The organism is Luteimonas qiangzhengi, assembly GCF_039548515.1.
Taxonomy (GTDB): Bacteria; Pseudomonadota; Gammaproteobacteria; order Xanthomonadales; family Xanthomonadaceae; genus Luteimonas.
The window spans coordinates 93,825-120,489 of sequence record NZ_JBCLVE010000009.1; the positions used below are offsets into that span (position 1 = coordinate 93,825).

Annotated in this window: 22 protein-coding genes and 2 tRNA genes; 8 read left to right on the forward strand and 16 right to left on the reverse strand. The window is 63.2% G+C overall.

Translation table 11 applies throughout. The features are described from left to right. Positions 1-12 precede the first annotated feature (12 nt). The 3 genes from WCE59_RS07920 to uvrB all read right to left on the reverse strand — a co-directional run bounded on the left by WCE59_RS07920 (position 13) and on the right by uvrB (position 6,705). On the reverse strand, positions 13-4,152 hold the full coding sequence (locus WCE59_RS07920; protein WP_343258203.1) for a BapA/Bap/LapF family large adhesin: 4,140 nt from the start codon (positions 4,150-4,152) through the stop codon (positions 13-15). A gap of 363 nt (positions 4,153-4,515) precedes the next feature. After that, positions 4,516-4,590: transfer RNA gene (locus WCE59_RS07925), tRNA-Val, on the reverse strand. Positions 4,591-4,671: 81 nt separating this feature from the next. Next, a complete protein-coding gene (gene uvrB, locus WCE59_RS07930; RefSeq protein WP_343258204.1) occupies positions 4,672-6,705 on the reverse strand; it encodes an excinuclease ABC subunit UvrB in 2,034 nt (677 codons plus the stop codon). Between the two features lie 147 nt (positions 6,706-6,852). Here uvrB and WCE59_RS07935 point away from each other — a divergent pair, with 147 nt between their 5' ends. The 3 genes from WCE59_RS07935 (at position 6,853) to WCE59_RS07945 (ending at position 8,242) form a co-directional block, all read left to right on the forward strand. Then, a complete protein-coding gene (locus WCE59_RS07935) occupies positions 6,853-7,197 on the forward strand; it encodes a GspH/FimT family protein (RefSeq protein ID WP_343258205.1) in 345 nt (114 codons plus the stop codon). Between the two features lie 72 nt (positions 7,198-7,269). Continuing rightward, a tRNA-Asn gene (locus tag WCE59_RS07940) sits at positions 7,270-7,346 on the forward strand. Between the two features lie 350 nt (positions 7,347-7,696). Then, positions 7,697-8,242, forward strand: coding sequence for a GspH/FimT family pseudopilin (locus tag WCE59_RS07945; RefSeq protein WP_343258207.1), 546 nt, complete (start codon positions 7,697-7,699; stop codon positions 8,240-8,242). A gap of 11 nt (positions 8,243-8,253) precedes the next feature. Here WCE59_RS07945 and WCE59_RS07950 read toward each other — a convergent pair whose 3' ends face one another. From WCE59_RS07950 to WCE59_RS07975, 6 genes are read right to left on the reverse strand one after another with little or no spacing between them, the layout of a single operon-like run. After that, positions 8,254-8,706 (reverse strand): type IV pilin protein, encoded by a 453-nt coding sequence (locus WCE59_RS07950; RefSeq protein WP_343258208.1) that lies wholly within the window; start codon positions 8,704-8,706, stop codon positions 8,254-8,256. Beyond that, positions 8,706-12,071, reverse strand: coding sequence for a pilus assembly protein (locus WCE59_RS07955; RefSeq protein WP_343258209.1), 3,366 nt, complete (start codon positions 12,069-12,071; stop codon positions 8,706-8,708). Before WCE59_RS07955 ends, WCE59_RS07950 begins: the two co-directional genes overlap by 1 nt. An 11-nt stretch (positions 12,072-12,082) precedes the next feature. Then, positions 12,083-12,646 (reverse strand): pilus assembly PilX family protein, encoded by a 564-nt coding sequence (locus tag WCE59_RS07960; RefSeq protein WP_449284133.1) that lies wholly within the window; start codon positions 12,644-12,646, stop codon positions 12,083-12,085. After that, positions 12,643-13,749, reverse strand: a complete 1,107-nt coding sequence (locus tag WCE59_RS07965; protein WP_343258210.1) for a prepilin-type N-terminal cleavage/methylation domain-containing protein — start codon at positions 13,747-13,749, stop codon at positions 12,643-12,645. Before WCE59_RS07965 ends, WCE59_RS07960 begins: the two co-directional genes overlap by 4 nt. Positions 13,750-13,754: 5 nt before the next feature. After that, complete coding sequence (gene pilV / locus WCE59_RS07970; RefSeq protein ID WP_343258211.1) at positions 13,755-14,216, reverse strand: type IV pilus modification protein PilV; 462 nt, start codon at positions 14,214-14,216, stop codon at positions 13,755-13,757. A gap of 9 nt (positions 14,217-14,225) precedes the next feature. After that, a complete protein-coding gene (locus WCE59_RS07975; RefSeq protein ID WP_343258212.1) occupies positions 14,226-14,816 on the reverse strand; it encodes a GspH/FimT family pseudopilin in 591 nt (196 codons plus the stop codon). Positions 14,817-14,945: 129 nt separating this feature from the next. Between WCE59_RS07975 and WCE59_RS07980 the strand changes: the two genes are divergently transcribed. After that, the gene (locus tag WCE59_RS07980) at positions 14,946-15,977 is read left to right on the forward strand and encodes a sensor histidine kinase (RefSeq protein WP_343258214.1); all 1,032 of its coding nucleotides are present in this window, start codon (positions 14,946-14,948) and stop codon (positions 15,975-15,977) included. A 31-nt stretch (positions 15,978-16,008) separates the two neighbouring features. On the opposite strand, the gene ppnN is transcribed toward WCE59_RS07980, so the two are convergent. From ppnN to grxD, 4 genes are all read right to left on the reverse strand, one after another. Continuing rightward, positions 16,009-17,397, reverse strand: coding sequence for a nucleotide 5'-monophosphate nucleosidase PpnN (ppnN, locus tag WCE59_RS07985; RefSeq protein ID WP_343258215.1), 1,389 nt, complete (start codon positions 17,395-17,397; stop codon positions 16,009-16,011). A gap of 130 nt (positions 17,398-17,527) precedes the next feature. Further along, on the reverse strand, positions 17,528-20,734 hold the full coding sequence (locus tag WCE59_RS07990) for a TonB-dependent receptor (RefSeq protein ID WP_343258216.1): 3,207 nt from the start codon (positions 20,732-20,734) through the stop codon (positions 17,528-17,530). Between the two features lie 267 nt (positions 20,735-21,001). Continuing rightward, on the reverse strand, positions 21,002-21,769 hold the full coding sequence (locus WCE59_RS07995) for an SDR family NAD(P)-dependent oxidoreductase (protein ID WP_343258217.1): 768 nt from the start codon (positions 21,767-21,769) through the stop codon (positions 21,002-21,004). Continuing rightward, positions 21,766-22,086, reverse strand: coding sequence for a Grx4 family monothiol glutaredoxin (gene grxD, locus WCE59_RS08000; protein WP_343258218.1), 321 nt, complete (start codon positions 22,084-22,086; stop codon positions 21,766-21,768). The genes WCE59_RS07995 and grxD overlap by 4 nt, the downstream gene beginning before the upstream one ends. 96 nt (positions 22,087-22,182) lie before the next feature. Between grxD and WCE59_RS08005 the strand changes: the two genes are divergently transcribed. Then, positions 22,183-22,785 (forward strand): superoxide dismutase, encoded by a 603-nt coding sequence (locus WCE59_RS08005; protein WP_343258219.1) that lies wholly within the window; start codon positions 22,183-22,185, stop codon positions 22,783-22,785. A gap of 15 nt (positions 22,786-22,800) precedes the next feature. Here the strand turns inward: WCE59_RS08005 and WCE59_RS08010 are convergent, their stop codons facing one another. Continuing rightward, positions 22,801-23,964, reverse strand: a complete 1,164-nt coding sequence (locus WCE59_RS08010) for a 5-(carboxyamino)imidazole ribonucleotide synthase (RefSeq protein ID WP_343258220.1) — start codon at positions 23,962-23,964, stop codon at positions 22,801-22,803. Continuing rightward, complete coding sequence (purE, locus tag WCE59_RS08015; protein WP_343258221.1) at positions 23,961-24,473, reverse strand: 5-(carboxyamino)imidazole ribonucleotide mutase; 513 nt, start codon at positions 24,471-24,473, stop codon at positions 23,961-23,963. The genes WCE59_RS08010 and purE overlap by 4 nt, the downstream gene beginning before the upstream one ends. Before the next feature lie 108 nt (positions 24,474-24,581). Between purE and WCE59_RS08020 the strand changes: the two genes are divergently transcribed. Genes WCE59_RS08020 through WCE59_RS08030 form a run of 3 tightly spaced genes read left to right on the forward strand, consistent with a single transcriptional unit; the run spans position 24,582 to position 26,078 of the window. After that, entirely contained in the window at positions 24,582-24,851 is a 270-nt protein-coding gene (locus WCE59_RS08020; protein ID WP_343258222.1) for a Trm112 family protein, read from the forward strand. Positions 24,852-24,854: 3 nt separating this feature from the next. Continuing rightward, positions 24,855-25,718, forward strand: coding sequence for a carboxylating nicotinate-nucleotide diphosphorylase (gene nadC / locus WCE59_RS08025; protein WP_343258223.1), 864 nt, complete (start codon positions 24,855-24,857; stop codon positions 25,716-25,718). Positions 25,719-25,757: 39 nt separating this feature from the next. Next, positions 25,758-26,078, forward strand: a complete 321-nt coding sequence (locus tag WCE59_RS08030) for a DUF3301 domain-containing protein (RefSeq protein ID WP_343258224.1) — start codon at positions 25,758-25,760, stop codon at positions 26,076-26,078. Positions 26,079-26,168: 90 nt separating this feature from the next. Here the strand turns inward: WCE59_RS08030 and WCE59_RS08035 are convergent, their stop codons facing one another. Beyond that, a complete protein-coding gene (locus tag WCE59_RS08035; protein ID WP_343258225.1) occupies positions 26,169-26,627 on the reverse strand; it encodes a ClpXP protease specificity-enhancing factor in 459 nt (152 codons plus the stop codon). Between the last annotated feature and the right edge of the window lie 38 nt (positions 26,628-26,665).

The following is a 26,665-nucleotide window of genomic DNA, read 5'->3' on the forward strand; positions in this document are numbered from 1 at the left end:
CATCCGGAAGCCTTACAGCGGACTGCTCGCCTGCTGGCTCAACAGCGCGTCCAGCTCATCCTCCTGCCTGAGGATCGCCAGCTGTTCAATCTCCATCGCGGCACCGGCCGCTGCGGAAGACCCGGCAACATCACCACCATCCATGGTGAGGATTTCATCGCCGGCGCCGCGGACCTGGAGGGGGGCTTCCTCCTCCGTGTTGCCCAGCAGCTCATCCACTTCCAGTTCACTCTCCGCAGACAGTTCCACCTCGCCGTCGGCCCCAGCGTCATCGGACACCAGCGACTCGAAGTCGATAAACGCTGCTGCCACGCCAGCACCGGAGGGTTCAACCGTGATCGTCAGTGTTCCGGTCGCCACCTCACCCGACGGATGGGTCAGCTGATAGGTGAATACGTCTTCAACCGGGTCGGTGAAATGGTCCTGCTGATCATGCGGGGTGTAGCTGTAGTTGCCCGCCGCATCCACCGTCAACGCGCCATAAGCCCCGTCCACCGTGACCTGGCCGACCGTGTCAACGTAATCCAGACCGTTGAAGACCTGCAGGGTCGTGAAGCTGGAACCGAGGTCGTCGTTGTCGAGCAGGTTACCCGTGGCACCCGTGGAGTCGGCAACTTCGAACTGGTCGAGGTAGACGACGTCCACATCCGTGGTGACGTTGAGCGTCACACTCGCCAAACCGCTCTTCGTCGCGCGGACGCGGTAAGTCCCCTCCGTGAATGTCACCTCGGACAGATCAATGGACGCTACGGTGCCAAGGCCGCCAATCAGGATGCTGAAATCATCCTGCGCTACGACCTGCCAGTTTTCGGGAGACTCTTCGTATTCCAGATACAAATCCCCGCTCGCCGCCGCCGCAAGCAGGACAGAGATCTCCACGCTGCCAGTCACGTCCATGTTTTCTGTGATGACAAACGTGTCGCTGATGTAAGTCTGACTGCCAATTCCGATCAGCGCTCCGTCCGAATCGGTGAAGTAGTCGTCATCGGTCACGTTGCCCCACTCGACGGTTGCGCCATCGGTATCGTCCGTCACGCCGAACGCCATCGTCGCTGGATTGCCCGGATTATCCGGATCCCAGGTCATATCCGCCCCGTCGCTGCCAATCTGGACATACAGCGTCGCTGTCGCTGTATTGCCTGTGTCCGGGTCATGCAGCGTGTACTCAAACTGCTCGACCTGGCCGATGCCCGCCCCATCCGCATTGGGCTCGTAGATATAGGCGCCATCGGAATTGATCGTCAGCGTTCCGTACGCGCCTGTGACATCCGTCCCTCCAGCGTCGATCGAGACACCGTTGACGCTCTGGACGACAGTGGTATCGGTGACCACATCGCTGTCACCGTCTCCGTTCGCGTCAGTGATGACGTTGCCAGCCACAGAGACGGATTGGTAGTTGGCGTCGGTGAAGTCGTAGTCCGTACCGGCCACGGCGAGGGAGCTGAGAACCGAAACTCCAACCCCCTCATAGGTGAGGAAGGCGCGATATTCGCCTGACTCAAGCTCCTGTTCGACGCCGTATGCGCCGCCAGCCAGCAGCCCGATCGTGAGCAGCGACGCTTCCCCGGAGCCACCGATATCCGTCCACAAGCCGGTGTCCGAATCCCACTTCTGGACAACCACCTGGTACTCACCCAGCAAGTCGAGATCGAGCAGCGCGTCGAAGGTGAAGGTCAGGTCCTGGGTGTGGCCCGGATCAACCTCGAAACTGAGGGAGTTCGTACCAAGCACGGTGGCCTGCAAGTCCAGACCCAGGAGTGAAACGCCTGCACCGAGCAGGTAGCCCACGCTGCCGTGATCAGTGCTTGCTGAGGTCGGGGTGATGTTCACGCTGGCCGAAGTCACGTCGTCAAACGCCTCCAAGTCGGCATCGGCATCGGCATCGGCATCTGCATCGGCGTCGGCGTCGGCGTCCGCATCCGCATCGGCGTCAGCATCAGCGTCAGCATCTGCATCGGCGTCTGCATCGGCGTCCGCATCGGCATCGGCATCGGCATCGGCATCGGCATCTGCATCTGCATCCGCATCCGCATCCGCATCAGCGTCGGCATCTGCATCGGCATCTGCATCTGCATCTGCATCTGCATCGGCATCTGCATCTGCATCGGCGTCCGCATCAGCGTCGGCGTCCGCATCCGCATCCGCATCCGCATCCGCATCCGCATCCGCATCCGCATCCGCGTCGGCATCGGCATCGGCATCGGCATCCGCGTCGGCGTCGGCGTCGGCGTCGGCGTCGGCGTCCGCATCAGCATCAGCATCCGCGTCGGCATCGGCATCGGCATCGGCATCGGCATCCGCGTCGGCGTCGGCGTCGGCGTCGGCGTCCGCATCCGCGTCAGCATCGGCGTCCGCATCCGCATCCGCATCCGCATCCGCATCCGCATCCGCATCCGCATCCGCATCGGCATCCGCATCGGCATCCGCATCCGCATCCGCATCCGCATCGGCATCCGCATCGGCATCGGCATCGGCATCGGCATCGGCGTCGGCATCAGCGTCGGCATCCGCATCCGCATCCGCATCCGCATCCGCATCCGCATCCGCATCAGCATCAGCATCGGCGTCAGCGTCGGCATCGGCGTCCGCATCCGCATCCGCATCCGCATCCGCATCCGCATCGGCATCGGCGTCGGCGTCGGCGTCCGCATCGGCATCGGCGTCAGCATCGGCATCGGCATCGGCATCGGCGTCGGCGTCGGCGTCGGCGTCGGCGTCGGCATCGGCATCGGCATCGGCATCGGCATCGGCATCGGCATCGGCATCGGCGTCGGCGTCGGCGTCGGCGTCCGCATCCGCGTCGGCGTCCGCGTCGGCGTCCGCATCCGCATCCGCATCCGCATCCGCATCGGCATCGGCGTCAGCGTCAGCGTCAGCGTCAGCGTCAGCGTCAGCATCCGCATCAGCGTCCGCGTCAGCATCGGCGTCGGCGTCGGCGTCGGCGTCGGCGTCCGAGTCTGCATCGGCGTCCGCATCGGCATCGGCATCGGCATCGGCATCGGCATCTGCATCCGCGTCGGCATCGGCATCCGCATCGGCATCGGCATCGGCATCGGCATCCGCGTCAGCATCTGCATCTGCATCTGCATCTGCATCTGCATCTGCATCGGCGTCGGCGTCGGCGTCGGCGTCGGCATCCGCGTCGCCGTCATCTCCGAGATCAGGCGCCATGACGAAAGTGGGATCGGACTCATTCCCGGCGTCATCCGTCGCAGTGACGGAGAGCGACTCACCGCCCGTCATGGGCGGATCAAGCTCCACCTGGTAGTTACCCTCGGCGTCGGCCTCGCCCGTGGCGATGACGTTGCCGTCTTCGTCGTAGATCGTGACCGTGGAGCCCGGCTCAGCCGTGCCGGACACGGCATCGCCGCCAGCACTGATCTCGGCGGTCGGCGCATCCGGCGGAGTGGTGTCGAGCACCGGCGCGGTGATGGAAGTGGGGTCGGACTCGTTGCCGGCTTCGTCCGTTGCCGTGACCGTCAGCGTCTCGCCGTCGGTCGCAGGCGGATCAAGCGCCACCGAATAGTTGCCCTCGGCGTCAGCCTCGCCCGTGGCGATAACCTCGCCGTCTTCGTCGTAGATGGTGATGGTGGTGCCCGGCTCCGCGGTACCAGTCACCGTGTCACCTGCGTCGTTGATCTCGGCAGTCGGAGCATCCGGCGCGGAGGGCCCGGGCGGGGTGACGGGACCAGGCGAGGGGCGTCCACCGCCGCCGCCACCGCCACCTGCGACTCCCGCAATCAGCAGGCCTGCTCCCAGAACGCCAAGTGCAAGCGGGCCAGCATCGGAGTTGTCAGACGCAACGACGGCGGCTTCAGGCGCTGCAGCGGCAGGGGCAGCCGGATCGGCAATAAGAGCCCAATCCGCTGTACCGGGGTCGCCCTGCAACATCCAAGCGCCGCTCTCGTCCTCCAGGACGAGATCACTCTGCTCTTCGTCGTCTTCGGAATAGAAGTTGGTGATCACAATCCGTTCGCCGGACTGGGTAATCAGCGCAAGATCTCGACCGTTTTCCCCCGTTTTCTCAACCGACCGAACCTGGCTGCTGCTGAGCGGCAACGTGACAACTGCTGCTTCGGAAAGTTCGATAGGTTCCTGCGGAGAAACCTCCCTGGTTTCGCCAGTTGCCTTCACCACAATCGTCGCGGTCATCGCTGTCAATCTCCTTTGGTACCAGGTTGTGGAGGGGAATCCCCTTTATCTGGCTGCATCCGTGCCAAAAGCAATTCTTTATGAACGAAGCAGTAACGCTCGATCGTGCTGCATGAGCCACAACTCTTGAAGGACGGGCGTCACACTTTGGCTCTTTTACAGTTTCGTGAATATGAATTGGACACAATCAATCTCAGCTCGGACCGAGATAAAAGAGACATTTGCTGGAATTCGATGTAGGAGCGCAACGTGAAAAAACGCGCTTAATCTGAATGGGAATAAATCGCGCCCAATAAAAAAACCCGGCTCACTGGCCGGGCTTTCTGTCTTCACTCAAAATCCCTTGTTCATCAAGGATCTGAGTGGTGGGCGGTGAGGGTTTCGAACCCCCGACCCCTACCATGTCAAGGTAGTGCTCTACCACTGAGCTAACCGCCCCATCAAGCGGGGAATTCTATCCCGCCCGGAGACGGCTGACAACTGCTACGCCCTCCGCCACGCGCTTTCGCCGCATGGCCGTTATTTCAGCGACGCTTCCTTGAGCTGGCGGATCCGGTCCCGCACCTGGGCCGCCTCCTCGAACTCCAGATCCCGGGCGTGCCGGTACATCTGCTGCTCCAGTTCCGCGAGCTTCGAGGCCAGCTGGGCCGGCGCCATGGCGGCGTAGTCCTCGACCTCCTCGGCCACCTGCTGGCGCGACTTGCCGCGTCCGCGCTTCTCCAGCGCCGGTTCGGAGCGCGCGCCCTCCATCACGTCCATCACCGCCCGGGCGACCGTCGTGGGGGTGATGCCGTGCTCCTCGTTGTATTCGACCTGGCGCTGCCGGCGGCGGTCGGTCTCTTCGATTGCCGCCTGCATCGACCGGGTGATCCTGTCGGCGTAGAGGATCGCCTTGCCGCGCACGTTGCGGGCGGCGCGGCCGATGGTCTGGATCAGCGAACCGGTGGAGCGCAGGAAGCCCTCCTTGTCCGCGTCCAGTATTGCGACCAGCGACACCTCCGGCATGTCCAGTCCCTCGCGCAGCAGGTTGATCCCCACCACCACGTCGAACTCGCCCAGGCGCAGGTCGCGGATGATTTCCACCCGCTCGACCGTCTCGATGTCAGAGTGCAGGTAGCGCACCCGGACCCCGTGCTCGGCCAGGTATTCGGTGAGGTTCTCCGACATGCGCTTGGTGAGCGTGGTGATCAGCACCCGATCGCCCATGGCCACGCGCTTGTTGATCTCCGACAGCACGTCATCCACCTGGGTCGCCACCGGGCGGATCTCCACCTCCGGGTCGATCAGGCCCGTCGGCCGGACCACCAGCTCGGTGATCTCGTTCTCGGCGTGCTCAAGCTCGTAGTTGCCGGGCGTGGCGGAGACAAAGATGGTGCGCGGCGCCCGCTCCTCCCATTCCTCGAAGCGCAGCGGCCGGTTGTCCAGCGCAGATGGCAGACGGAAACCGAATTCAACCAGCGTTTCCTTGCGGGAGCGGTCGCCCTTGAACATGGCGCCGATCTGCGGAACCGTCACGTGCGATTCGTCCACCACCAACAACGCATCCGGCGGCAGGTAATCGAACAGGGTCGGCGGCGGGTCGCCGGGCTGGCTGCGGGTCATGTGCCGGGAGTAGTTCTCGATCCCGTTGCAGTAGCCCACCTCGGCCATCATCTCCAGATCGAACTGGGTGCGCTGCGACAGTCGCTGCGCCTCCACCAGCTTGTTCTGCGAGTACAGGAACTCCAGGTGCTCCTTGAGCTCTTCCTTGATCGTCTCGATCGCGTGCAGCACGCTCTCACGGGTGCTGGCGTAATGGGTCTTCGGATAGACGGTGAAGCGCGGCACCTTGCGCTGCACCGCACCGGTCAGCGGATCGAACAGGCTCAGGCCCTCGATCTCACCGTCGAACAGCTCGATCCGCAGCGCCTCGGCGTCGGACTCCGCCGGATGCACATCGATCACCTCGCCGCGCACGCGGTAGGAGCCACGACGCAGCTCCGTGTCGTTACGCGTGTACTGCAGCTGGGTCAGATGGCGGATCAGCGCACGCTGATCGATCCGCTCCCCCACCGACAGGATCAGCCGCAGCTTCAGATAGTCGTCCGGATCGCCCAGCCCGTAGATCGCCGACACCGTCGCCACGATCAGCGCATCCGGCCGCGACAGCAGCGCCTTGGTCGCCGCCAGCCGCATCTGCTCGATGTGATCGTTGATCGACGCGTCCTTCTCGATATACGTATCCGACGACGGCACGTACGCCTCGGGCTGGTAGTAATCGTAGTAGCTGACGAAGTACTCGACCGCGTTGTTGGGGAAAAACTGCTTGAACTCCCCGTACAGTTGCGCCGCCAGGGTCTTGTTGGGCGCCATCACCAGGGTCGGCTTCTGGATCCGCTGGATCACGTTGGCAACGGTGAAGGTCTTGCCCGACCCGGTCACCCCCAGCAGCGTCTGCTTCGCCAGACCCGCCTCGAATCCCTCCGTCAGCTTTTCGATCGCCAGCGGCTGATCGCCGGCCGGCTCGAAGGGCGAGGCCAGCTGGAAGGGACGTGATTCGGGGTGGTCACTCATTGGCAGAGGGCACAGCAGGGGAAACCCCCAAGTCTAGACCCTCCCCATCAACCTCCCCTGACCACGGCGAGTAGGAGCGCCCCATGGGCGCGAAGCCGCGGGCCCCCTTAGTCCCAGTCCAACCCTGATTTCAGCAGCACCGCCATCATGCGCCGCGCACAAATCGTCGTCTGCCCGCGCACCGCTGACTACCGTTGCCGGACCGACAGCGACTGGGGTGAGGGCTGGATGGTTTTCACCGATGACGACGGCAACCGTCAGCCAGACGCGACCGAGCACATCCTGCGCGTCACTGACCCGGCCAATTCCCGATCCCTGACGATCAGCTCCAGCCGCCGCTTTTTACGCTACCAGCGCGATGGTCGCAGCGCCCACAACAACCAGACTGTCCGGGTGTGCAGTGGAGAGGATCTGGCTGGCACCGTGGTGATCAACAACCTGGGAAGGGTGCGAAGCGCAAGATCCGATCCAGGCGTCCAATGCCCTGGATGAGGGCTGGGAAGCCGCTCTTCATCCAGAGTGCTTGACCAATGCGCCCAAGTGCTTAAAATGAGCGGCCTCCCCGCCCGAATAGCTCAGCTGGTTAGAGCACTTGACTGTTAATCAGGGGGTCGCTGGTTCGAGTCCAGCTTCGGGCGCCAAAAATTTCAAGGGCCTGCGATGCAAATCGCGGGCCCTTTTTCTTTGCCACGTAACAGCTCACGTAACAACCGGGCCGCTACGGCCGGTCCGACATCGCCGAGATCAGCTGCCGGTGTGCGAGCTCTACCTCGTTCTGGTCACCGTTTATGAAGACGTGTTCGCCGGATGCGAAGTGGATGCAGAAAGACCACGCCTCAATCGATGGTGATGTCGACGGCAGAGTCACACAGCCGGCCAAGTCGACGAAATGTCCGTCAGGACAATCCTATGCCCCTACCTGCCATTCCCCCACCAGAAAGTCCGACAAGTGAGGATGGTCGACTGCGAGTGAGGCTCCGATCATCAGGACATGCAAACGCACTCGACCCGGAACGACGGAGTCACGCTGGTGGAGTTGACCATCACCGTGGCAATCGCGGCCATTCTGGTTGCCGTGTCAGCTCCTTCAATGAAACGTATCTGGCGGCAAGCAAATGAACAGCGTGCCTATCACTCGATGTCCAGCAGCCTGGCTCTGGCGCGCATCCATGCCATCACGCGCGGTCATCCAGTCACGGTCTGCCCCAGCAGCGACCAGCTGACATGCACCGGCGGTACGGATTGGTCGAAAGGCTGGCTTGTCTATCTCGATCCGACACGGGGAACCCAGCCACCCACGTCCGATGCCATTGTCGAAGCCCTACCAGCCCTGCAGGGAAAAGTATCCATGCATACCAGTTCCGGCCGCCAACGGATTCGCTACCGTCCCAACGGACGCTCACCGGGCACCAATCTCAGCCTCTCGCTATGCGACGCTGAAACCAACATGCTGACCGGGAAAATCGTAATCAGCAATACCGGCCGCACACGCATTGAGCGCACCGATCCGGGGCTTCCCTGCCCTCAGAAACTATAGATCCAAGCTGGCTACCAGCACTGGTTTGGATTGCTGGAGCCCGAGCCAGAGACCGTCCTCCGGCCTGCCTGATCGACTGACAGCACGCTGCAAAGTGTGTCGCGACTTTCCTGGACACCGATTGGCGTCGCCTGCGCCTTGAAAGCGGACGCAGTCACCGCCCCGTCAAAGCCAAACTCGTAAAAATCTTCCAGCTCCCCCATGCAGCCAGTGACCGGAAGCGGGTCGTCTGCATTTTCATAGCTCATGTTGGTGGTCCGATAGCGCTCCATGAAGTGCGTGACCTCCAGCAGGCATCCAGCAGCAGCGGCCCTGCGGGTCTTGGTTACATGGTTGCTGTAATTCGGATAGGCAATCGCGGCGAGGATGGCGACGATCACCACCACGATCATGACTTCGATCAGGGTGAAGCCGGCAGCGCCCCGCCATGGGCGGGAATACAAAGGAGCAATGGCCATGTTCATCACTCCCGATCCACTCGTTCATGCCATCTCAGCCGATGCGGCTGTTTGCCCACGGGCAACCCCTGCAGGCGCTCCAACTCGGCGTCCGAGCCTCCAACATAGGCATCATCACCCACGAAAGTCGGCTGCGAGGGCATTCCAATGCCAACATCTACAGAGGTGACCAGACCATCGCCGCCATCCGGACCGGAGCCTGTCATGTAGTCATCACCTTCACCATCCTGGTTGATGTCAATGAAGCTGTAGGTGCTCCCGTCCGCGCGCCCCGGGTTGGTTCCGGTGAATACATCCACCGCGTTGAGATAGCCCGTTCCCCCGACATCGCAACCGTCGCCCAGTTCCGGAATGATGCTGGAGAACCACAGCGCCCTACCGCGCACAGTCGGCGCGGTTACTACGCGCTCTCCCGCGACTGGATAACCCAGATCCACATACCAGCCCAGCTTGTCGTCCGCCAGTTCCGAGTAGGACTCCCATGAGCGCGCAGCCCGGCCGAGAGAATCGACGCCTGCGGCCTTTATTTCACGCCTCTGCAAGTCCGATCGGTCCAAATCGGAAGTCCTGTTCGGCAGCTGATCATCGACGACTGCATAGATCGTCTGGACCTGGGTGTTGGCCAAGTCGGAATTGGTAATGTAGCTGCCAGTACCAAACAGTACGAAAACGCGACCATCGCCTGTCAACCGCGGCTCCCGCGCCAGCGCCACCGACGCAGTGATCGGCTGCCGGTCACCTGACGGATCCCTGGCCACGAACAGGGGCTGAGCTACTCCACCGCTGTTTCCTGCGGCCTTCCACTGGGTACCCGGACTGCTGCCGCTGATATCGAACTTCCAGACGTTGCCCTTGAGGTCCCCGGCATACAGCACATCGGCGGTGCCATTGCCATCGAGATCGGCTGCCCGCACCTCGGAGAGGCCGTTATTCCCCGAACTGTCAACGGTGATTTGACTGTAAAGGGCTCCCGTCAACGCATTCCTGATGTACAACACCGCATTTCCGTTGGCGCTGTCAATGCCATTACCGTAAATCGCCAACAGTTCCCCGTTATTTCCCCTGCGAACCAGCGGTGCGCCGAGGATATAACCAGTGTCCTTGTCGTTGTTCGCTCCACCATCCTGGAAGGTCAGGTCCCATTTGACGATCTGCGAAGCGCTGTCTGCATCCGGACTGGTTACGTCCAACCCGAACACCCCCTTCCCGCCCCTTCCCAGCGATGCCACCAAAGCATTCCTGTCGGCGCTCCCGCTGCTCATCCGGGAGGTGACGTCGATTCCACCATCGACGAAAAAGGCGTGCTGGTAATCCTGGCTGCTCAGCTCCGCAAGTCGAGAAAAGTCCAGCCCGCGTGGGACATAGGAGAATCTGACCTGGCCATTCGTGGCGTTCACCGCATGCAACATGCCGTCGTTGGCCCCGACAAAGATGGTCTCGTTCTCCGCCACGTAAAAGGGCGAAGAGTTGACAATAGTGCCAAAGGGCGAAGTGCGACGCCGCAACTGGTTGATGCCTTGACCTTCATTCGCGCTGCTGCCACGGATGTACTTGGCATTGTTCTCGCCACTGACTCCACGCGGCAGATCAGGCTCCCGCGCCAGGGCATCAACTTGGCCACCCCTCGGGAAGCTACCGATCGTGCCATTCAATCCGGTTGTCCAGACTTTGCGCTCGGAGAACGCTGTCCGGTCCTCACTGGCAACCCCAGCCATGCTCCAGCTTTCCGTACCGGAAATTCCGCCTCCGGCAATGCTCACAGCCACCATGTCACCCGACCACTCCCCGGACGTGTAAGTGGCTTGGAACAGCATCGAGTCGGTGCTCAGCGACGGCCCGTTGGAGGCAACGTTGGCACCCGCCGCCTGGGTTGCGGCAATGGCTTCCAGACTGCTCTTGAGCGCGTTTGCGAATTCCTGAGGATTGGACGCCGCTACGAACTCACCTCGAGCATTGACCGTCGCGTGCAGCAGATCGTCGATACGGGCAGTCGTCGTGTTACTGAACGGGCTTGGCCAGTTCTTCTCTCCACTCTCGATCAGGGGTACATCATCCGGTGACAAAGTCCCCTTTTCGCCGATGGAAATCCCAAACGTCACCATATGCTGCCAGGACGCAGGATTTCTCGTGCTGGAAGGGACGTTGTTGTCCAGATCCGGTCGGAGGTCGCGCTTCCAGTAATGCATCGCCACGTCAGCCAACGTATTGCTGACTGTATCGGTATAGGGCCGGACAGGCTCATAGGCGTAAACGAGTTCATCATCTGATGTACGGATCTCACTCGCCGTCCCGTCAGCATTCCCGACAGACACGTAGCCTGTGGTGTCATTCCAGTGCCCATCCGTCGTCAGGATTGAGAAGCTCTGTCGGCAGCTCAACTGCTCACCGCCGACCAGCGGCCCCCAGGGACCATTGTTGGCCGTTTTTTCTTCATAGTAACGACCGGCGCGCTGCAATGCGGGAAGCAGTGGTGTATTACCGCTGTTGCGCGCCGCAAACAAATATTCAAACCACAGATCCCGATTCGTGCCGGAAAAAAGACCACTATTGACCCCAACCGGAATCTGAAGCACTGGCACATCCAGATTTTTTTTGGAATCGCCCTGCCTGCCCCAAATAGAATCGTAGCCCACTCGGAAATTTCTTCCGAGCTGGCCAAATGCCTCACTGGCACCGGCTTTCGCGGCCTTCATCCTCGTACGGTGGTAAGAAAACCAGATCGCGTAATTATTACGCTCAGCTTCGGGAGAGCGCCCAGTGGGGGTGACGTTATCAACACACCCCCCCCCATTCCCATTGCACTTTCGAATGGTTCGATTAGTGGTGATTATATATTTATGGTAATTCGCGGCCCCCGTACCCGGGTTTACCGCCCCCTCCCTGGGCACGTAAAATGTCTGCTGCCCCCCGCAGGCCGACCGACTTGTCCCATTCAACCTGGACGAATAGCAGGAGTTCGAGTTCGACAGATCAATAGCACCCGCAGCCAGGTCAACGTGCGCAAACGCACTGCGATAAGTCGTCCCACCTTCATGCCGTTCACCATCGGCAGTCATCCAAGATTGATAATCGATCCTGGGATCGTAATAAAGCGGATTATTGGTATAGCTTCGATAATGGATCGAGTCACTTAACCCCACTGAACTTCCGGAGCTGTACGTTTGCCCGGGCATGTACGGATACCCCATGGACCCGGAATCGTCCATGATAAAGATGATATTCGGCGGGACCGATCCGGTACCTGTCTGCAGCGGAAAGTCGGGAAACGATGCCGCGTGGCCAGAAGCACCGACAAGAGCGGCGAGGAATCCAACAATCGGCGCCAACAGGCGATGGGCGCGACGTCGCTTGGCAGGCTGAGAACGCTTCATTACGGAAATCCTCATGGCACTTCGAACAAGGACTGCAGGACAACGGTAGCGCCGTCCGCCCCCTGGCTGTGGACAGTGATGCGAAGCACTTGACTGCTGGGATCACACTCTGGGGCAGACATGTCCAGATCGGTGATCAGACACTCCTCGTTGATCCCGTGACCAAAGTCTTCAATCACGTAGCCAGCCCTGATTCGATTGAATTCCTCGGACGCTTCGGCGGCAGCCCCGCTGCTCCAGAACCCATCCAACTGCCAGTCCGGCACTGGGCTGAGAGAAGGATCGTGACGGCCACAGAGTCCGCCTGCGCATCCGCCCCCTGGCACCGGGAACACGAGCCCCCCTTGAGCAGCCACATTTTCCGCTTCGCGCAGGGCTGCCTCCGCCGCCTGAAAAGCATTTCCGCGGGCCATCAGGCTGCCTGCCATGCGCTCCTGCAGCAGGGTGCTGCGCATTGCCGCAAGGCCTAACAGCGTCACCACGACCAACAGCAGGATAACCACGACCAGCGCGGCCCCTTCCTGGCGACGCGCGCGCCCCCCAAACGTGGATCTTCTTATGATTGCCCGGCTCACAGCACGCTCTCCCGGTTACGGATGGCCACCACGTGCGTGGTAGTGCGCTGCAAACGCTCCCCATCGGTACCGTCCAGATAGCCCCCCTCCAGCGCACCCTCGGCGGCCTCTGTCACGAAGCGCACACGCACCGCGTCCACGTTGGGCCAGTCTCCGGCCCCCACGGCCGTGACTGCTCGCCAGTTGCCGCTACCGGACAGTCGGTATTCCATGCTCAGCCCCGAAACGCCTTCTGCAATCTCTTCACGGGCCAGTACCTGGGTTCCGCCTGCATCGGAGTTATTGGCCAGCGTGGCCCGGTACAGCGAAGTTCCGCCGCGGCTGTTATTGCCGATGTACCAGCGTGCGGTACGGACGGGAACCACCATCGCCGGTTCGCTGCTTATCATCCCGCAGCCCGATGCACCAGCCACTTCCGCCTCAGGCACCAGTACGCAGTAGCTGCTGACGCTGGCCTCTGCGGAACAGTCACCGGCATTTGGGGGTTGCTGCCAGCTGAAGTCTGCGGCGCAGTTACCCGGAGCCGCTCCTCCCGCCTCGTGGTGAAGGTCTGTGCCAGCGACGCCACTCACCTGGAATATCAGCGAGAAAGCCGTATTGCAGGCCATGGCGATATCATTCGTGGCCAGACCGTCAACGCTGGCCATTTCAAGCGGAGCTTCCGGGCTCGCATGCCGGATGACCGCATTCTCGAGCCCATCCACCAGATGGAGATCAAGGGCCTCGGTTCCGCTGACCCGATCACCCGCATTACTACCGAACGGAAGACCACTATCGTTCAGGTCACCGCGAAGACCTCGCAGACCGTTGTTGAAGTTGCTCCACCAGACGCTGTTGCGGCTGTTGAGCTGGTTGATCACTCGAGAGGACTGGCCACAGGGATTCCCCCCCGCCTCGCGGATATCGCGTGCCATCAACTCGAACGAGACCCTGCTGTTTTCCTGGATGCGGTTGAGGGTTTCAGTGGAAGCGTAGATGCGCTTGTTGGTCAGAAACAGGCCGCCCGCCGCCGCTACCACCAGCAATCCGAGCAACAGGGCGATCATCAGCTCGATCAATGTGGCGCCACGTTGGCGCCTCTTGGGATAAAAGCGAGAAGTCATGCCGGTCACAACCTGCTGGTCAGTACGAGTTGAAGTCTGTCGCCTTCGGCGCCCCCGCCGAATTCGCCGGTTCCAGAACGATCATCCCAGCTGATGCCAACGGTACATTCCGTGACATCGCAGCTCACAAGGCCGGCCGCGCCCGGATCGCCGAGGCTGGTCTGCACGTCCGCCAACCAACTGTTGAACATCACCGAGTCTCCGCTGCTGGTCCATTCCTCATCGAGGCTGCCGCTCTGCGCGAGATCGCGCTCAAGCCGGAGGTGGTCGAACATTGAATAGACGTGGACCATTGCATGTGAGCGGGCCGCCGCGCTGTTGCTGTTCTTGAGAGTCACGGCCGCCAGTGCAGCCAAGCCGAGCATGCCGATGGCCAGCACCAATACCGCGATCAGCACCTCCAGCAGCGAGCTGCCGCGCTGGCGATAAGGAGTGGTGGAGTGAAGTGGAATAGATGGACTGGACATGGTGTGTATTCAGTTGTTGGGGGCAGTGCAGTCAGAGGTGGCGTTGCGGTGCGATACGGACACGCGACTGACACCAACATGGATGTCACGGGCGTTGTTGCTTTCGGGGGGCAGACGGCTGCTGCATACGGTGATCGCACCCTGACGGGCGTTGCCGCTCATCCTCACCAGGCCGTCGGGCGAGAAGCGGATCCACGGCCCTGCAGCGACGTTTGAGCTGGCTCCCACCGCAAGCCCCGTTCCGTCAATCCACAGCTCGCGCACGAAGTCGTCCTTATCGACAACCGCCGCAGTGCGATCAGGATCCACGAAGACGATCAGTCGCGACCAGCCCTGGGAAACACCGCAGGTGCTTCCGTCCGGGCTCGGGCAGACAGTGACGGCCTGGCCACGGCTGATCGCGTCCATACGTGCAACCTGCAGGATCGCGGACACCTCGTTGGCAGCTGCGGTCAGTCGGTTGCGATGCGTCATGTTGGTGAAGCTGGGAGCTGCCAGGGTGACCAGAACCGCGAGCACGACCAGCGTGATCGCCAGCTCAACCAGCGTGAAGCCCTTCTCCCTGCGCGCCCATCCGGCACGGACATCTTCCACTATCATGCGCCCTCCCCCGGCACCCCACTTTGCGACTTTCCACTCTAGACAGACATTGAGGCCGGGAGTAGTGTCCGGCGACGGGTGGCGCCAAACGACGGCATGAGCGGTAGTCCTCTGCCCTATCATCTGCAAATGCACCCGACATCCAACCACCCCCTGGACGCCCTCTGGCAGGCCCCCGCTATCGTCTGGTCGATCCTGGCCGGCGAATGTCTGGCACTGGTATTGGCACTTTCTCCTGGATTGCTCGAAAGCCGCCTTGTCGTATTCGGTCTTGCCTCGTTCCTTATCCAGTGGATCATCCTGCTGACCCTCGGAACCCTGTATGGACTGCGCAGACCGATCCGCAGGCTCAGCCCCTATCAATTGGCGCTTCTTGCTCTGTTGATAATGCTGATATCCAACTGGGTAGTCACAGGCACCGCACGCGCTTTCGTTGCCCCAGCCCTGCTCGGAAACGAGACGACTTGGCTGCTGCCGATGATCCGGGTGACAGGAATCGCGCTGGCGGTAGGAGTGCTTGGTCTGGCGGCCTTCCACAACCACTGGCGCGCCCGTCAGGCGGCAGTACGGGCCAAACAGGCAGAACTGGAAGCACTTCAAGCCCGCACGCACCCGCACTTCCTTTTCAACAGTCTCAACACGGCAATCGCCCTGCTCCATCAGCGGCCGGATGATGCGGAACGGGTGCTGCTTGATCTCTCGGACCTGTTCCGCAGTGCGCTGGCCGGCCCGCGCTTTATTCCACTGGAGGAAGAGCTGGATCTGGCCGCCCGCTATCTGGAAATCGAGCGCCTGCGGCTTGGCGAACGGCTGCAGGTGGGATGGGATCTGCCGGAGCCGTTGCCGTCAATCGAACTGCCTGCGCTGTCGGTGCAGCCGCTTGTGGAAAATGCGGTGCGCCACGGCATTGAAGGCAGTCTGGAGGGCGGACGCATCGATATCCGGATCATCCTCATGGGAGACCGGCTGCAGATCACTGTGTGCAACGACCTTCCAGCGACCGCGCCGACCTGTACGGGACAGGGCCACGGCGTGGGGCTGCCCTCGGTGGCAAGCCGGATCGAAGCGATGACCGCCGGTCGCGGCTCTCTGACTACTGCGGTCAGGAATGGTCGCTACGTGGCGACCATCTCTATCCCTGTGGCAACGCCACCGCGCTGATTGGCGGCGGCGGCCCTTGCCGGAAGCCTTGTCAGGTCACCACCTCATAACAAGGCCGATACTGCCCCGAAATCTTCATCCGCCGCTGCGCCACAAACGCCCGCAGCAGCGCATCCAGGGCTTCCATCATGTCCTTGTCGCCGTGGATCTTGAACGGTCCATGCTCCTCCACCCGGCGCATGCCGTCTTCCTTCACGTTGCCGGCAACGATCCCGGAGAACGCCCGGCGCAGGTCGGCGGCCAGTGCGTAGGGTTTGCGACCGTGGTGCAGGTCCAGGCCGGCCATCGCCTCATGGGTGGGGATGAAGGGCTGCTGGAATTCCAGCGGGATGTGCAGTGACCAGTTGAAGAAGAACGAGTCCTTGCGTTCGATCCGGCGCTGGCGCACCTGGCGCACGCCCTGCACCATGCTGCGCGCCACCTGCTCGGGGTTGGCGATGATGATTTCGTAGAGCTTGGTGGCTTCTTCGCCAAGCGTGAGCCGAATGAACTGGTCAATCTGCTCGAAGTACGGGGCAGCCGAAGTCGGGCCGGTGAAGATGACCGGCATGGACAGGCCCTCGTTCTCCTCGCGCAGCAGCAGGCCGAGCAGGTAGAGGATTTCCTCGGCGGTGCCGACGCCGCCCGGGAATACGATCACGCCGTGGCCGGTACGCAGGAAGGCCTCCAGGCGCTTCTCGATGTCCGGCATGATCACCAGGTGGTTGACGATCGGGTTGGGCGATTCGGCGGCGATGATGCCCGGCTCGGTGATGCCCAGGTACCGCGATTTGTACCGGCGCTGCTTGGCGTGGGCCACGTTGGCGCCCTTCATCGGGCCCTTCATGGCGCCCGGACCGCAGCCGGTGCAGATGTCGAAGCCGCGCAGGCCCAGTTCGTAACCCACCAGCTTGGTGTAGTCGTATTCGCCGCGGCTGATCGAATGCCCGCCCCAGCACACCACCAGGTTCGGGTCGCCCGGCTGCAGCACGCGCCCGTTGCGCAGCTGGCCGAAGACCTGGTCGGTAATCTCTTCCGAGGTCTCGGGCTCGCGGCCCTGGTCCTCGTCACGCTCGATCGCGGTCCAGGCCAGGTCGCGCACCACGGCAAACAGCAGCTCGGCGATGCCCTGAATGATCTGCCCGTCCACGAAGGCCATGGCCGGCGCGTCGGTCAGGTCCAGGCGCAGGCCGCGGTCGTGCTGCAGCACCTGGATATCGAATGTGGGATACAGCTCCTGCGCGGCACGCGGGTCGTCGCTGGCGCTGCCGCTGGTCAGCACGGCCAGCGCGCAGCGGCGCAGCAGATCGTGCAAGCCCCCGCGCGAAGCGTCCTTCAGACGCGCGACTTCCTTGTGCGAAAGGATATCCAGCCCGCCGTGCGGGTAGATGCGGGCATTCTGTACCGGCACCGCCCTCGGCGCCTTCAGTTCTTCGGTCATATCTTCCTGTTCTTGTCGTTTTATCCAGCCTTGGGACTTTACGGTATTTACCGGTGCAAAGCTGTAGACCGGAAACGGAAACGGCCGGGACAAGCCCGGCCGTTTCTTCAAGCGGGTTGCGTGGTGCTGATCAGAACTTGTACTTCAGGCTGAGCATGACCGACCAGCGGGAAACACCGGTGTTGATGCCGTCACCGTTGTTTTCCTGGATGCCGGCACTGTCGGTGGAACCGGTGAAGTTGTAGACGTACTTGCCGGTTGCCGGGTCAATACCAGCGTAATTGGCCACGCGGCGGGTCGAGTAGAAACCGTAGTCCTCGATCAGACCCCAATCCTTGTTGATCAGGTTGCCCACGTTCATCACGTCCAGGGCCACCTCGGCCTTGTGACCGAAGAACATCGGGATCTCCTGGCTCACGCGCAGGTCGAAGGTGTTGGTCCAGCCCGCGCGATGCGAGTTGGCCGGCACCACGCCGCCCTGGTAGCTCTTCAGGTGCGGGTTGTCGTTGAGCCAGTCGAAGAAGTCGGCTTCCATCTCCGCGCCGCCGGTGAACAGCACATCACCCGGACCGTTGGGCACATAGAACAGGTCGTTGGTGGTGGCGCTGTCGCCGTTGACGTCGTTGTAGAAGATGTAGCTGTACGGACGGCCCGCACGACCTTCATAGAACAGGCCCACGCGGGTGTAGTTGTCGCCGAACAGCGCCTTCTGCCAGGTCAGCGAACCGGTGAAACGGTCCTTGATCGCGTAGCGCGAGTTGTAATCGACCGGCTGGTTGGCCTGGAACACCATCTGGTTGTTCCAGTTCGACGAGTTCTGCGAGCTGGTGGCCGGGCTGAACTCGGTGGCGTCGGTGTAGGTGTAGCCAATCGACCAGCCCCACGCGTCCTGCATCGGCTTGGCCAGGGCCAGGGTGAGCTGGCGTGCCGAACCTTCGTCGGTGTTGCGGATCACGATGGCCTGGCTGACATCCGGGTGCTTGTTGGCACGGTTGCCGGCGCCATTCTGACCGTTGGTCATGCCGAAGTTGCCGGAATTGGTCGGGTCACGGCCCGCTTCGTTCCAGTAAATGGCACGGCCGTCCTGGCCAAACGCGGTCGGCGCACCCACGTCAATGCGGTCAAACCACAGCGCGTTCTTGTTCCTGGTCAGCAGCAGCTCGGCCGAGGCCACGATGCCGTGCCACGGCAGCTCGTGATCAAACGCCAGGTTGGCCTTCCAGATCGACGGCAGGGCCAGGCCCGGCTCGATCATGTCGGCGGTGATCAGCGGCGGCGCAGCGCTACCGGCCGGGATCGCCGGCGGCACGGCCGGGCTCAGTGCCGGAACGTTGTCGTTACGCAGATCGAAAGTGTCGAAGTTCAGGCCGGTGTTCTGGAACGGACCAGCCAGCCACACGTTCGGGTTACCACCCTGGAACAGGCCCACGCCACCGCGCAGCTGGGTCGGACGATCGCTGTCGAAGGTGTAGTTGAAGCCGAACCGCGGCTGCCACAGCTTCTTGTCCAGGGTCACGGTGTTGTCGTAACCGTAGATGTCCAGCAGGCGCTGGTTGAAGATCGGGCTTTCGTCAAAGTCCGGCATGTCCACGCGCAGGCCGGCGGTCAGGGTCAGGTTGTAGTTGACCGCCCAGGTGTCCTGCACGAACAGGCCCAGGTTGCTGAAGTTGTACTGGGCCGGGATGTCGCTGACGCTGCCACCCGGACGCGGGGCGCGCAGGTCGTAACGGAACGCATTGCCGGCTTCAAAGTCTTCCAGGCTGTCGAAGGTGTACACACCGTTCAGATCGCGGCCGTAGAAGTTCAGGATGTCGTTGTCTTCGTAGTCGAAGCCGAACTTGACGGTGTGGTCGCCCACGTACCAGTTGGCTGCACCGAACAGCGACATCTGCGAGGTCTCGACCACGTTGATGTGGCGGTTGCGCTCGGTGCCGAGGTTCACCGTGCTCTGGCTCACGCCACCAACGTTGTTGATGATCATGCCCGGCAGGTTCGCAAACGGCGCAGCGACGGAATCGTAGTCACGCTGCGACACCTTGAACTCGGTGGAGAAGTTCGGGCCCCAGTCGCTGAACAGCTCGAACATGTAGCTCTCGAAGTTCTTGTTCTGGTTGAACCAGTAGCTGCTCAGCGAGATGCTGTTGTTGCCGATGCCCGGGATGCGCGGCTCCACCTGCTCCATCTTGCTGTAGCGGAACGCAGCGCGGTGATCATCGCTGATGTTCCAGTCCAGCTTGATCGCGTATTCCTCGATGTCGGTCTTGCTGGACTCGGGAAGCTCGAAGCTGCCGGCGTCAAAGCCGAACGACTGTGCAGCAGCCTGGATGCGGGCGATATGTGAATCGTCGATGCTGCCGCGGCCGTACGGGGTGCCCACCAGGCTGGTGCCCGGGGCGCTGCGGGTGAACTTCTCGTAGTTGGCGAAGAAGAACAGGCGGTCCTTGATCAGCGGACCACCAAAGGTCATGCCGTAGGTTTCTTCCTTGTCAAAACCGTTGAAATCCACGCCCTGCAGGTCGCTGCGCACCCAGTCGCCATCGCGCAGGTTGTAGTACATGGTGCCGCTGAATTCGTTGGTACCCGACTTGGTCACCGCGTTGACCACGGCGCCGGTGCCACCGGAGATGGTCACGTCGTAGTTGGCCAGATCGATCTGGATTTCCTCGATCGCGTCCATCGACACCGGCTGGCGCTGGGTCGGCATGTTGTTGGACTCAAGGCCGAACGGATCGCTGCTGCTGATGCCGTCGATGCGGATCACGTTGAAGCGCGAGTTCTGGCCACCAGCCGAGATCGCGCCGTCTGCCTTGCTGACCTGCGAGATGCGCGGATCCAGGCGGATGTAGTCCTGGATGTTGCGGGTCGCTGAAGGCAGCGCTTCGATGGTGCGCTGGTCAACGTTGGTGCCGGTCCCCATCTTGGTGGAGCTGAAGATGTCGGAGCCCACGTAGGTGCCGGTGGCAACCACGCGATCCAGAGTGGTCACGTCACCCACCAGAATGGCGTTGACGGTGTTGACCTGGCTCAGGTTGAGGTACACATCGTCTTCGGTCCGGGTACCTTCACCCGGCTTGGTGACGGTGACGGAGTAAGGGCCACCTACGCGCAGGCCGCGCGCGTTGTAGCGGCCGCTGGCGTCTGTGGTGACGCGGCTGACCGTGCCGGACTCCGTGTGCAGGATGGTGACTTCGGCGCCGGACACGGGCTGGCCATCGGAACCAACAACCTGTCCGCCGATACCGGCGGAGGTGCTCTGGGCAAACGCGGGAGCCGCGGCAAGCGCGACAATCAAACCGAGCGACAGCTTCGAGAGGCGGACGCGGTGCTTGGGAGTCATGATTCAATGGCCTCGATACGTACGTGGATGACTGCCGCGCGATCCGGCACGGCGGATGGGAAATCCATTGGGGGTGGAAGCCAGGCCGGCGCGCGTTGGCGGGCCAGCCTGTTAACAACAGATTAACACGGTAGCGGCCGTGTATGACAGCAATGTGACGGTCAGCGAAGTACTGCAACCCGCTGGGTGGCCAGCAATTTCATGTGGAATTCGAACAAGGTGCTGCAAGTGCCTGCGTACAGGTCATCCGCGGCTGCCGGGCCCTTCCTACGGGCTTGGAGCGACGTCACTCCAGATACGGCCGCGATGCGCTTCGCCAGCGGCTGAAAGCAGGTTCACGCATGCTTTGGCGTAAACAGCCGGATCGGCCGCCTCCGGCCCTTCCCGATCCATGTAGGCTTGGGCGCGCAGCGGCGTGCGCATGGGACCGGGACGCAGGCCCGACACCCTCACCGCAGTGGTGGCCAGCTCGCTGTGCAGCATTGCCACCAGCGCTTCCTGCCCGCTCTGGGCAATTCCGTAGCCGCCCCAGTAGGCCTGCGAGGTTCGCGCCGGATCATCGATCGCAAACACCACCGCGGCGTCCTCGCTCTTGCGCAGCAGCGGCAGGCAGGCCTGGGTCAGCCACCAGCGCGCCGTCAGGTTGACGTGGATCGCGCGAGCGAAGGCGGCCGGGTCGGTGTGTTCTATCGGGGTGAGGCCAGGGAAGTTGGCGGCACAGTGCAGCACACCGTCCAGGCGTCCGAACCCTGCTTCGATCCGCTCCAGCATTTCGGCGTAGTCATCCGGACCGGCACCCTCCAGATCCAGCGGATACAGCGCAGCCTCACCGCCCTGAGCAGCGATGGCATCGTGCACCCGGTTGAGCCGGGGCACCTTGCGCCCCAGCAGTACCAGCCGCGCACCCGCGGCCGCGCAGGCCAGCGACGCTTCGCGGCCCAGACCGCCGTGCGCTCCAACCACCAGTACGACACGCCCGGCCAGCGGCGCCTGTGCTTCGGGCGCTGCAGGGGCGGAAGATGCTGTCTCGCTCACGGCTTGTCGATCTCCGCCACCATCCGTGCCAGCTCGCCGGACTCGTGCAGTTCCAGGGTGATATCGCTGCCGCCGATCAGCTCGCCGTTGATGAACAGCTGCGGGAAGGTAGGCCAGTTGGAATAGCGCGGCAGGTTGGCACGGATTTCCGGCTCTTCCAGCACGTTGACCGTATGCAGCTGTTCCACACCGGACTCCAGCAGCGCCTGCGCGGCGCGGTTGGAAAATCCGCACATGGGGAACTGCGGGGTTCCCTTCATGAAAAGGACGATCGGGTGCTGTTCCACCTCGTCCCGGATCCGCTGCATGGTTGGCATGAACAACTCCTGCGACGACGGTCGCGGTGGTTCCGGGGCCGGCATCACTGTCTGGGGTTAGAATCCGGACCATTGTAATCCTTGCATCCACCACGCATGCCCTTCGAACTGCCCGCACTGCCCTACGAACGTACTGCCCTGGAACCGCACCTTTCAGGCGAGACCCTGGATCTGCACCACGGGCACCTGCAGCGTGGGTATCTGGAGCGGCTGGAAGCGCTTGCCGCCGACACCGTGTTCGCGGAGATGGCGCTTGAAGACATCGCCCGCAAGGGCCAGGGCGCGATGGCCGAATGCGCGGCCCAGGCCTGGGCGATGGAGCTTTACTGGAGCGGTCTGAAGGCGTCCGCCGAGGATAGCGACGAGGACAGTGGTAGCGGCGAGCCGCAGGGCAAGCTGGCCGACGCGATCAAGCAGACGTTCGGCAGCCTGGCGGGGCTGGAAAAGCACTTCAACGAGGCCTCACTGCGAAGCTTTGGCCCCGGCTGGGCCTGGCTGCTGCAGCGCACGGACGGACGCCTGGCGATTGCCGTCACCCCGCACTCGGTCACCCCGCTCACCGGAACCGACCGGGTCCTGCTGGCCTGCAGTCTGTGGGAACACGCCTACGTGCTGGACTACCGCGACGATCGCGGGAAGTACCTGGAAGCGTTCTGGCAGCTGGTCGATTGGGACGCCGTCACTGCCCGCATGGTCTGACCCGGTCGTTGCAGGTCAGTCCTGCAGTGCGGCGATGACCGGGCTCACCTGATCCTGTCGGCCGAGTGCGTCACCGACGCGCTGCAGGGCCGCTGCCAGGGTCTGCGGCGCATCTGCGCGCAACGTGGCATGGCCCACCTTGCGGCCCACGCGCGCCTGCTTTCCATAATCGTGCCAATGGCCCCCCGCTTCGCGCAGCACCGGCGCCGGGTCCGGCATGTCGCCGATCCAGTTGAGCATGCAGGAATGGCCAATCGCGTCCGTTGCACCCAGCGGCAGCCCCAATACCGCGCGCAGGTGGTTTTCAAACTGCGAGGTCTGCGCGCCTTCGATCGTCCAATGGCCGGAGTTGTGCACCCGCGGTGCCATCTCGTTGGCCATCAGCGTATTGCCGCGGCAGAACAGCTCCAGCGCGAACACGCCCACGTAATCAAGCTTTTCCGCCAGCCGACGCGCATAGCCGGACGCGGTCGCGGCCAGTGCCGGATCAACCCCGGGCGCGGGTGCGAGACTGGCTGACAGCACGCCGTCCACATGCCAGTTCCAAGTGAGCGGCCAGGTGCGGAATTCACCATCGCGCCCGCGCACCGCCACCACGCTCAGCTCGCGATCAAACGGCACGAAGGCTTCCAGGATCAGCCCGACCTTCTCCGCCTGCGCGCCCAGCGCTTCCCAGGCCTGCGCGGCATCGCCGGGGCTGTGGATGCGGAACTGGCCCTTGCCGTCATAGCCAAGGCGACGCGTCTTGAGAATGCAGGGCGTGCCGATACGGGCAATCGCCGCGTCCAGCCCTTCGCGCGATGCCACGTCCTCGAACGCGGGCACCGGAATATCCAGCTGCTGGAACAGGGTCTTTTCCGTCATCCGGTCCTGGGCAGCAGCGAGCGCCTCCGGGTTGGGGAACACCTTGACCTTTTCGGCCAGCTGCCGGGCAGAGCCCGCCGGCACGTTTTCGAAATCGAACGTGGCCACATCAATCCGGGCGGCGAACTCCTCCAACGCGGACTGGTCGTCATAGCCCGCAGCCAGCTGCGGCACGATCTGTCCGGCACAGGCGTCGGCGGCCGGATCCAGCACCTGGAAACGCAGCCCCAGCGGCACACCTGCCAGCGCCAGCATCCTGGCCAACTGCCCGCCGCCCAGGATCCCCACCACCGACCTTGCAGACTTGTCGGTCATTTGCGCGGATCACTGTCGAGGACGACGGCTTCAGTCTGCTGGCTGCGGAAAGCATCCAGCGCTTCGGCGATACGGGCATCGGTGCCGGCCACCATGGCCGCCGCGAACAGGGCGGCATTGGCCGCGCCTGCCGCGCCGATGGAGAACGTGGCCACCGGCACGCCGGAGGGCATCTGCACGATGGACAGCAGCGAGTCCATGCCGTTGAGCGCACGCGACTGCACCGGTACTCCCAGCACCGGCACCGCCGTCTTGGCGGCCAGCATGCCCGGCAGGTGCGCCGCGCCGCCGGCGCCGGCGATGATGGCGCGCAGGCCGCGGCCCGCGGCACTGGCCGCGTATTCAAACATCACATCGGGCGTGCGGTGCGCGGATACCACGCGCACCTCATGCGGCACGCCGAGCGCTTCGAGCTTCTCGACCGCGTGCTGCATCGTGTCCCAATCGGAACGCGAACCCATGACAACGCCAACAATCGGCGCTGCGGAATCTGCTGGCGTGGCGGACATGCGGATCCTCGTCGGCAAAGCGCCATTTTAGCCGGTTCGGGCCGACCCTGCGGCACAGGTGTTACGCTTTTCCCCAGCCTCTTTCATCTTTCGACACAAAAGGGATTCATGGACCGCAAACTGCTGGATATCCTCGTCTGCCCGGCCACCCGCCAGTCGCTGTCCGTGCTTGAAAAGCACGGCCTGCAAGCACTCAATGCGGCGATTGCGGCCGGCCAGGTGAACCGCTCCGACGACACCCCTGAAACCGTTGCCCTGCGCGAGGCGCTGGTGACCCGCGACCGCAAGCTGGTGTACCGCATCGACGAGGGCATCCCGGTGCTGCTGGCCGACGAGGCCATCCCCACTTCCAACGTGGACGGATTCACGGAAGCCTGACCGATGGCCCTGCAACCACCACCGCAGGCCGTGATCGAGGCCGATGTGGCCCGCGCATTGGCCGAGGATCTGGGCGACAGTGACGTGACCGCGGCCCTGCTGCCCGACACCGCGGACAGCGCCTATCTGCTGTGCAAGGAAGATGCGGTGGTCTGCGGCCGGCCGTGGTTCGACGCCTGCCACCGTGCGCTTGATCCCGCCGTGCGGATCGACTGGCATGTCGACGAAGGCGACCGCGTCACGGCCGGCACGGTGCTGGCCACCCTTGAAGGACGCGCCCGTGCCCTGGTCAGCGCCGAACGCACGGCGCTGAATTTCCTGCAGACGCTCAGCGGCACGGCCACCGCCACCGCCGCCCATGTGGACGCGGTGCGCGGCACCCGGGCCCGGATCCTGGACACGCGCAAGACACTGCCCGGCCTGCGTCTTGCGCAGAAATATGCCGTGCAAGCCGGCGGCGGAGTCAACCACCGCATGGGGTTGTACGACGCGGTGATGCTGAAGGAAAACCATGTGCGCGTGGCCGGCTCGGTCAGCGCCGCCATTGCCCGCGCGCGCCAGCTGCACCCCGCCCTGCCGCTGATCGTCGAGGTGGAAACCATCGCACAGCTGCACGAGGCGCTGGATGCCGGCTGCGACCGCATCCTGATCGACAACTTCACCGCCAACGACCGGCGCGAGGCCGTGCGGATCGCCAAGGGCGAACCGTTCCATGGCCGGATCCCGCTTGAAGTCTCAGGCAACGTGGACCTGGGCAGCCTGCGTACGGTGGCCGAGGACGGCGTGGACTTCGTTTCCATCGGCGCGCTGACCAAGCATGTACACGCCATCGATCTGTCCATGAAGCTGGGTCCGCCACCGGCCTGAGCCGTTCGCCGGGCCCGCCCTTTGGGCCACAATGACGCCATGGAATGGATGACGTTGGCAATGATCGTGGGGGCCGCGGGCGCTGCTTTCTGGAGCGCCTCGAGAGCGGCCGCCGAGCGGGCCACTGCCCTGGGCCGCGACGCCTGCCAGCGCGCGGGAGTGCAGCTGCTGGATCAGAGCGTGCATGCAGAGCGGCTGCGCCTGCGCCGGCGCCATGACGGGCGCCTGGGGATGGAATACAGCTTCCGCTTCTACTGGTCCGACGATGGCGTACAGCGCCACGTCGGCCGCATGGTGTTGCAGGGCGAAAAGCTGGTGTCGTTCAGCGGTCCTGTAAGGACTGGCAGCGAACTGCCGTAGGTCGGCCCTACGCGGCCGACGCGAGGGATCCATGGTTCATGGTGAACGCCGGGATGCGTGGCTCGCGCGCGTCGGGGACGTAGCCCCGACCTACTTCACCACGCGCAGGTGGCCGCGCTTGGGCGGCGTGGGTTCCGCACCGGGACCATCGCCGTTGCCGTCCCCATCTGGCGACGGAGGTGGGTTGCCATCGGGATCGGGCTGCGGGCCGCCCACGTCTTCCGGCAGCACCATGCCCTGCCCTGTTTCACGCGCATAGATGGCAACCACTGCAGCCATGGGCACGTCGACGGGATGGCTGACCCCGCCAAAGCGGGCGGAAAAGCGCACCGAATCATTGTCCAGCTGCAGGCGCACCACGGCCCGCTCGGCCACGTTAAGCACCACTTTTCCGTCCTTGACGGTATGCGCTGGGACGCGCACGCCGGGCTGCTCCGCGTCCACCAGCAGGTGGGGGGTCATACCGTTGTCAGCGATCCACTCGTATAACGCCCGTAACAGGTACGGGCGGTGGCTGGTCATCGCCGGGAAATTTTCTTCATTGCTCATGCGGCAAGTTTAACCGCTGCGGGCCCAGGGCGGCCCGT

Coding starts and splice junctions, on each gene's coding strand:
- ppnN (WP_343258215.1), bottom strand. CDS start 17,397: ATGACCGAAGAACTGAAGGCGCCGAGGGCGGTGCCGGTACAGAATGCC.
- uvrB (WP_343258204.1), bottom strand. CDS start 6,705: ATGAGTGACCACCCCGAATCACGTCCCTTCCAGCTGGCCTCGCCCTTC.
- grxD (WP_343258218.1), bottom strand. CDS start 22,086: ATGCCAACCATGCAGCGGATCCGGGACGAGGTGGAACAGCACCCGATC.
- WCE59_RS08010 (WP_343258220.1), bottom strand. CDS start 23,964: ATGACCGACAAGTCTGCAAGGTCGGTGGTGGGGATCCTGGGCGGCGGG.
- WCE59_RS07945 (WP_343258207.1), top strand. CDS start 7,697: ATGCAAACGCACTCGACCCGGAACGACGGAGTCACGCTGGTGGAGTTG.
- purE (WP_343258221.1), bottom strand. CDS start 24,473: ATGTCCGCCACGCCAGCAGATTCCGCAGCGCCGATTGTTGGCGTTGTC.
- WCE59_RS07955 (WP_343258209.1), bottom strand. CDS start 12,071: ATGAAGCGTTCTCAGCCTGCCAAGCGACGTCGCGCCCATCGCCTGTTG.
- WCE59_RS08030 (WP_343258224.1), top strand. CDS start 25,758: ATGGAATGGATGACGTTGGCAATGATCGTGGGGGCCGCGGGCGCTGCT.
- WCE59_RS07950 (WP_343258208.1), bottom strand. CDS start 8,706: ATGAACATGGCCATTGCTCCTTTGTATTCCCGCCCATGGCGGGGCGCT.
- WCE59_RS08035 (WP_343258225.1), bottom strand. CDS start 26,627: ATGAGCAATGAAGAAAATTTCCCGGCGATGACCAGCCACCGCCCGTAC.
- WCE59_RS07965 (WP_343258210.1), bottom strand. CDS start 13,749: ATGACTTCTCGCTTTTATCCCAAGAGGCGCCAACGTGGCGCCACATTG.
- WCE59_RS07935 (WP_343258205.1), top strand. CDS start 6,853: ATGCGCCGCGCACAAATCGTCGTCTGCCCGCGCACCGCTGACTACCGT.
- WCE59_RS07975 (WP_343258212.1), bottom strand. CDS start 14,816: ATGATAGTGGAAGATGTCCGTGCCGGATGGGCGCGCAGGGAGAAGGGC.
- WCE59_RS07920 (WP_343258203.1), bottom strand. CDS start 4,152: ATGACCGCGACGATTGTGGTGAAGGCAACTGGCGAAACCAGGGAGGTT.
- pilV (WP_343258211.1), bottom strand. CDS start 14,216: ATGTCCAGTCCATCTATTCCACTTCACTCCACCACTCCTTATCGCCAG.
- WCE59_RS07990 (WP_343258216.1), bottom strand. CDS start 20,734: ATGACTCCCAAGCACCGCGTCCGCCTCTCGAAGCTGTCGCTCGGTTTG.
- WCE59_RS08005 (WP_343258219.1), top strand. CDS start 22,183: ATGCCCTTCGAACTGCCCGCACTGCCCTACGAACGTACTGCCCTGGAA.
- nadC (WP_343258223.1), top strand. CDS start 24,855: ATGGCCCTGCAACCACCACCGCAGGCCGTGATCGAGGCCGATGTGGCC.
- WCE59_RS08020 (WP_343258222.1), top strand. CDS start 24,582: ATGGACCGCAAACTGCTGGATATCCTCGTCTGCCCGGCCACCCGCCAG.
- WCE59_RS07980 (WP_343258214.1), top strand. CDS start 14,946: ATGCACCCGACATCCAACCACCCCCTGGACGCCCTCTGGCAGGCCCCC.